This is a genomic window from Borrelia persica No12, from assembly GCF_000500045.1.
Lineage (GTDB): Bacteria > Spirochaetota > Spirochaetia > Borreliales > Borreliaceae > Borrelia > Borrelia persica.
On the sequence record NZ_AYOT01000066.1, the window covers coordinates 1 to 5389 of the forward strand.

The 5389-nt window shown below is 27.1% G+C and carries 9 protein-coding genes; 4 read left to right on the plus strand and 5 right to left on the minus strand.

The genetic code is table 11. The annotated features are described in order from the left end of the window. The 5 genes from U881_RS10390 to U881_RS0101270 all read right to left on the minus strand — a co-directional run. A partial coding sequence (locus U881_RS10390; RefSeq protein ID WP_038363212.1) for a BTA121 domain-containing protein surface lipoprotein occupies nucleotides 1-322 on the minus strand: 322 nt, incomplete at its 3' end. A 426-nt stretch (nucleotides 323-748) separates the two neighbouring features. Then, nucleotides 749-934, minus strand: coding sequence for a hypothetical protein (locus U881_RS0101250; protein WP_024652996.1), 186 nt, complete (start codon nucleotides 932-934; stop codon nucleotides 749-751). Nucleotides 935-1035: 101 nt separating this feature from the next. After that, nucleotides 1036-1587, minus strand: coding sequence for a hypothetical protein (locus tag U881_RS0101255; RefSeq protein ID WP_024652997.1), 552 nt, complete (start codon nucleotides 1585-1587; stop codon nucleotides 1036-1038). A gap of 515 nt (nucleotides 1588-2102) precedes the next feature. Next, a complete protein-coding gene (locus U881_RS13825; protein ID WP_456061763.1) occupies nucleotides 2103-2336 on the minus strand; it encodes a hypothetical protein in 234 nt (77 codons plus the stop codon). 164 nt (nucleotides 2337-2500) lie between these two features. Further along, on the minus strand, nucleotides 2501-2761 hold the full coding sequence (locus U881_RS0101270; protein WP_024652999.1) for a variable large family protein: 261 nt from the start codon (nucleotides 2759-2761) through the stop codon (nucleotides 2501-2503). 109 nt (nucleotides 2762-2870) lie between these two features. Between U881_RS0101270 and U881_RS13170 the strand changes: the two genes are divergently transcribed. From U881_RS13170 to U881_RS10400, 4 genes are all read left to right on the plus strand, one after another. After that, a complete protein-coding gene (locus tag U881_RS13170) occupies nucleotides 2871-3269 on the plus strand; it encodes an ETRAMP family protein (RefSeq protein ID WP_235048108.1) in 399 nt (132 codons plus the stop codon). Nucleotides 3270-3467: 198 nt separating this feature from the next. Continuing rightward, nucleotides 3468-3962, plus strand: a complete 495-nt coding sequence (locus U881_RS13175; RefSeq protein WP_235048109.1) for a hypothetical protein — start codon at nucleotides 3468-3470, stop codon at nucleotides 3960-3962. A gap of 94 nt (nucleotides 3963-4056) precedes the next feature. Continuing rightward, a complete protein-coding gene (locus tag U881_RS13180) occupies nucleotides 4057-4611 on the plus strand; it encodes a hypothetical protein (RefSeq protein ID WP_024653000.1) in 555 nt (184 codons plus the stop codon). Nucleotides 4612-5131: 520 nt separating this feature from the next. Further along, nucleotides 5132-5389, plus strand: a 258-nt coding sequence (locus tag U881_RS10400) for an ABC transporter substrate-binding protein (RefSeq protein ID WP_038363215.1), incomplete at its 3' end; no start/stop codon positions are given.

Consider the following 5389-nt stretch of genomic DNA (forward strand, 5'->3'; position numbering starts at 1 on the left):
TCATAAAACATATATGTTCAAAAATATTGTCCATAATTTTTTTAACTTGTTCAGTATCTAATTGAGACAAAAAATCATGAAATGTATTATTACTATATGTTTTAGCATCATCAACTAATGCCTTTCTTAAATATTCAGCTGCCTTCTTCTGTTCATCAGATAGATTAAATGTGTCAAGCAATTTATCAATTGATTTACCCTCTGCACCCATTCCTATTTCTGGAAAAACACCTGAATGCGCTCCTACAGGAGGAGAACTTTGAGTTTTGCAACTTAATAATACTATTAATAATAGTATTAAACTATAATATATTAACTTCATATCTTAATATCCCCTTTTAAAATTAAAAACAATGCAAGATATTTATATATCATTTAAATGGCAGTAATAAAAATAACAGTACTTGTCTCAATTATTTTTAGTGTATCAAGTTAGTTTCAGTTATATAATCTTTAGACATAAATTTTAAAATAATTCTCATACACCATACATACAAACCGCCAACATTGCCTAATAAAATTATTTCCTTTAACCAAGAGATTGGTTAATTATTAAAATTAATCAATATAATATTGACATTGTATATTAATTATATGCAAAAATCAAGAATAAAAAATAGTTTAGAGAAAATTCAATATTCATACTTAGTAACACTAATATAGATAAATTTATTAATTATCATTATTAAATTGGAAATTAATAATGATAATTAATAATGATTTTTTTAGCTAATTGACAATCTATTTACTATGACACAGCATTTAGCCTTAATAGCTTTCCCATTAAATAATTTTCGTATCCATTCAACAAATTCTCAATATACAAATTTCCTTTCTGCCCTTTCCATACTCTAAAATCTTCAAGTAATATTCTAAACTCATCGCAAGCAAGCGAATATAAATCTGCCTCTTTATCAATAATAATCATAACCAAAAAAGCCTCTTTGTGTCTCCCTTATCTTTCAAAAGTTCACAAAAAGACTTTCTATTGATAAATCCTAAATTTTTTTTTACATTATATTAAAATTATTTACCTTATTTAGCTTTATACGCCTCACATGCTATCTTAATACTTTCAAATACAGACTCAGCAGATGCAGATGCCGGTAAATGAATTTTATCATTAGGCGTCATCACAGGAACACTAAAAAAATTATCAAAAGCACCTGCTATACCAGATTTAACCATATCTATCCCACCTGCAATCCCTGGATTCTCTTTTGCATCTTTTATTATGCTAAGCAACTCTTGAGCTTTAGAATTATCATTAAACTCTAGAAGAAATTGTTCTACATATTGTTCTATTTTATCTATATCATTTACTTTGCGTTTAAAAGATGCATTCGTAGAACTTGTTGCCTTTGAATACTCATCTTTCAAAATTTCTATGAAAAATTTCAATGTTTCTTTTTCTTGAATATTTAAATTCAATTTAATTGAAATATCATTAACTTTATCATAGTTTTGCTGAATGCTACTATCAGAAACTCCACTTTCTTTTCCTTTTTTTGTAGTTATAAGATCTTTCAAACCACAACCTAAAAAAGCTAACACAAACGATACACTTAAAAATTTTTCATATCTCATCCTCTCTATTTTTAGACAATGTCAAAACTATATCTCAATTTCCAACAAAAAAAATCTTTTTAGTAAAGAAGAATTCTTTAAAAAAGAAAATACATTATTTCACATTGAATTCTGTATCATCAGCTTTGCAATTACAATCTAAGTGGAGTATTGCTGTCTACTCAGATAAATTAATTTATTTGAGTAGCTTTATATATCACTCTCGCCACTACCACAATACCAGCTATGTCACCAACAAGAAAAAATTCGTTATTTTAATATCAATCGCATTTTGAACACATATTTCATTGCAGAATCTCTCAACATAACAAAAAAGCCAAATTCATATCTTCCATGACTCCATCAATCATACCTTGGTTATAATCTTTTTTTCTTTTACATACTTTAAAGAAAAGTAACTCAAAATTTGGTGATAGTTTCATCAAAATGGACAAACTAGCTATTTTTATTTTTTTTAACACTAAATTAATATTTAACATGCACCATTTTAATGGTGCATATACAAGTATTTAGACTTATAATAATATTTTTTCATAATACACAACATGCAACTTTGATCGATTGTCCATCAAACAATTTTTATACCCATTTGACAAACTCAAAACATTTGATGCATTCTTTCTTGCATATCCGGACAAATAATTCTCCCTCCTTCTTAGCCAATAACTTCTATATTTTCTATTTCTTAATCTTTCAGAAATAGCTTCTTTTAAAGCCTCTTGTGCTTTCTCAAAAAGTATTTTACAGATCCTAACTCACTAATTACTTATTCAGTTTGACTTATCAACCTATCAATATCAGACTTTTTCTCACTTAATTGATCACGCAATTGAATTAGTTCCTGTCTCTCTATCCTATTTTTTCGAGGATAACCCACTATATCACTTTTAACTTCTGAAAGTGTTATTTACTTCTAGTTACAAGACAATTTATCAAAAGTTACTACCTTGACTTTTATACCATATTGACGATATTGAAATGTAAAAAGGAAAATAACTCCCCCTAAATAAAGACTTCTTAAAACATTATCAACAGTATTTCTTATCGCAATTATTAGAATACCTAATGTCTTATTTACTACTGCTAAATCTGCATTGAGAGCTGTAATGCCGTCACTATTATCACCAGTAGCAATAGCTAGCTTTTCCATCATCACTACCAACAATTGATGCAATAGTTTTAATCCTAGTTAAATCGATAGTTGGCAACTAACAATAACAAATATAAATATTTCTTTATTTCTATATTTATTGCTATACATTTTGTATAACTAAGGAGTAAAAATGAAATTAAGAAAACAATATTTATTTATATTTATACTGATAAGTTTTATTAGTTGTGAATTACTATGTGACGAAAAAATACAAGAAAAATCTGCTGGTCTACTCGATAAGGTTCAATCTCTATTGAATAATAAAGAGCAAACCAACAATAATATTATTGATAAAACAGGTATAAAAACTAAAAAAATTATAAAAAAGATTATTCAAAAAACTGGAAAATATGAACAACAAGAACAAATAGCTAAACCACAACAAGATAACGTTGTTAGTGACAATCCCATTTTTTTCCAACAAATAGAAAGAGAAAATCCACCACTTGATGTTGCTCATATTCCTGAAATTAGTCAAAAAGTAAGAAAAGCAAAAAGTACAACCACTACAAGCGATTTCAGCAAGTAAGAAATTACCAAAAGCCTAAGTGGAACAACATCTCTCTCTTCAACAGAAGAATCAAATTTAAATGTATTCAATGATTTCACCATTGAATACTCAGGTGACTATGAATACACTTATTCATCAGATCCAACAATTTCAAGATTTTACAATGGAAATGTTACAGAGATAGAAGATGGTCCAGAATATGAGTATAATGATAGATTGGCTAAAGCTGAAAAAGACATAGATTATATACTTCAAGAAATGAAAAAAATTAAAGAAGATAGAAACCAAGTTGACCTTCAATCTACCATAAAAGTGTCTGGACATTCTACATCAGAAGAAAAAACAAAAGCTAAAGAAAATTTAGAAAAATTTAGTAAAGAAAAATTAACTAAAGAACTTAAAAATCTTTTAGAAAAACTTACAACTGCTGATGACTTAGTTTATGACACAATAAAAGACTATTCTCAATTTATATCAGATGATATCACCAATGCTAGTGAAATACACAAAGAATTATACTTAACTCAAGATAAGGTCAAATATCTTATACAAGCTGTTGAAGAAACAAAGAGTGTTTTTGACGCTTACGTAAAAAGCTCAGGTATAGGTTATGGTTCCGAGTTCTTACAAATAGAGCAATCCTTAGAGAAAGCAAAAGAATTATTCAAAAAAGCTCAAAATAAAACAAAAGAAGCCAAAATGCAAAGATAATAAATTAAAATCCTAATGACAGATAGACTAAATTTAAAAGTCTATTTGTCATTAACAAACATAAATAATTATTAAATAGCAAAAAAGGAAAAATATGATAAGACAGTATATATTAATAGCTCTTTCGCTTAGCAACATTATCAGTTGTGGTTTACTTGACAAAAATACAAAAATCTACACACTAGAGACATTAAAATCAAACCTTGATAATGGACAAAAACAAGCTCTTGCTTTCTTGCAAGAATCACTTCAAAATAACGAATATTTAGATCAATTAAAGCAAAAACAAAAAGAATACTTAGATTTTTTACTAAAGGAAAAAAAAGAAAATCCTCCTTTAAAAGATAAACTGCAAAAAACACTAAACAGCAAATATGATAAGAATAACTTGGAACAATTATTTAGCGAACTTGGCAATGACAAAACTAAACAATTTCTTACAAAACTACATATAACAATAGAATCTATTAAAGATGGTTCTTTCAAAAGCTTTCAATCTGCAAATTTTAGAGATATAGAAACTGAAAAACAAAAAGAAATAGCACTGCTAAATATAAAAAAAGAACTATATACTCAATATTATTTTTATACTAATGGAATTAACACTTTTGATGAATTTTTCAATTTAATAATAGATTACATTTCATAAACCAAAATTTATTAATGATGTAAGTAGAATTAATTTATACTGCTTCTATAATCTTTGATTTAGAAGCAGCTTTTTGTATTATCCCATGATAACTTTTTAAGTTTTTCCAAAAAACGATCATCCATCAGAACATGTGGTTCACAACAAGCTTAACCTTAAGCCATTCCCAGCCTTAGTTTTATCCTGTTGTAACAATAAATTTTGAGAGCCAAAGAACCACATTTATATGTCTATTTTGATTCGACTTATATTAAAAAAATCCTTGCACTTTGTTATCTTTCTTCATTTTTATGAAAAAACTATTATATCACATTCAAGATCAATTTGTGAATTTCAAAAAACTAAACTGTTAACCTTTCTTAAAAATTCACATTATCTATCTAAACTTCATATCATAAAATTATATATGGAGATAAATTTACCCTATCTTTATCAAAGATAATTCATAATTTTCTAATAAATTTAGTTGCCATCCAGTCCATTTATCATTCAGAAACATATAGTTTACTTATGATAAAAATTGTTTTTATTTGACCCTGAATATACAATGAAGTTATTGGCTGAAACTGGGTATCCTAATGGTAAAAATTTTCCTAAATTAAAGTTGTTGTACAATACTAATTCATTGCATAAAAAGGTAGCTGAGTTTGTTCAAAATGGATGGAAAAGTGTTTTGAATATTGATATTGTGCTTGAAAATCAGGAGTGGGGAACTTATTTGCATAATAGGCATTCTGGGAATTTTCAGATTGCTAGGGCAGGATGGGTAGGTCCTTAT

Excerpts from the sequence above, each read along its gene's own strand:
- U881_RS13180 (WP_024653000.1), top strand. The coding sequence starts at position 4,057 with ATGATAAGACAGTATATATTAATAGCTCTTTCGCTTAGCAACATTATC.
- U881_RS13170 (WP_235048108.1), top strand. The coding sequence starts at position 2,871 with ATGAAATTAAGAAAACAATATTTATTTATATTTATACTGATAAGTTTT.
- U881_RS0101255 (WP_024652997.1), bottom strand. The coding sequence starts at position 1,587 with ATGAGATATGAAAAATTTTTAAGTGTATCGTTTGTGTTAGCTTTTTTA.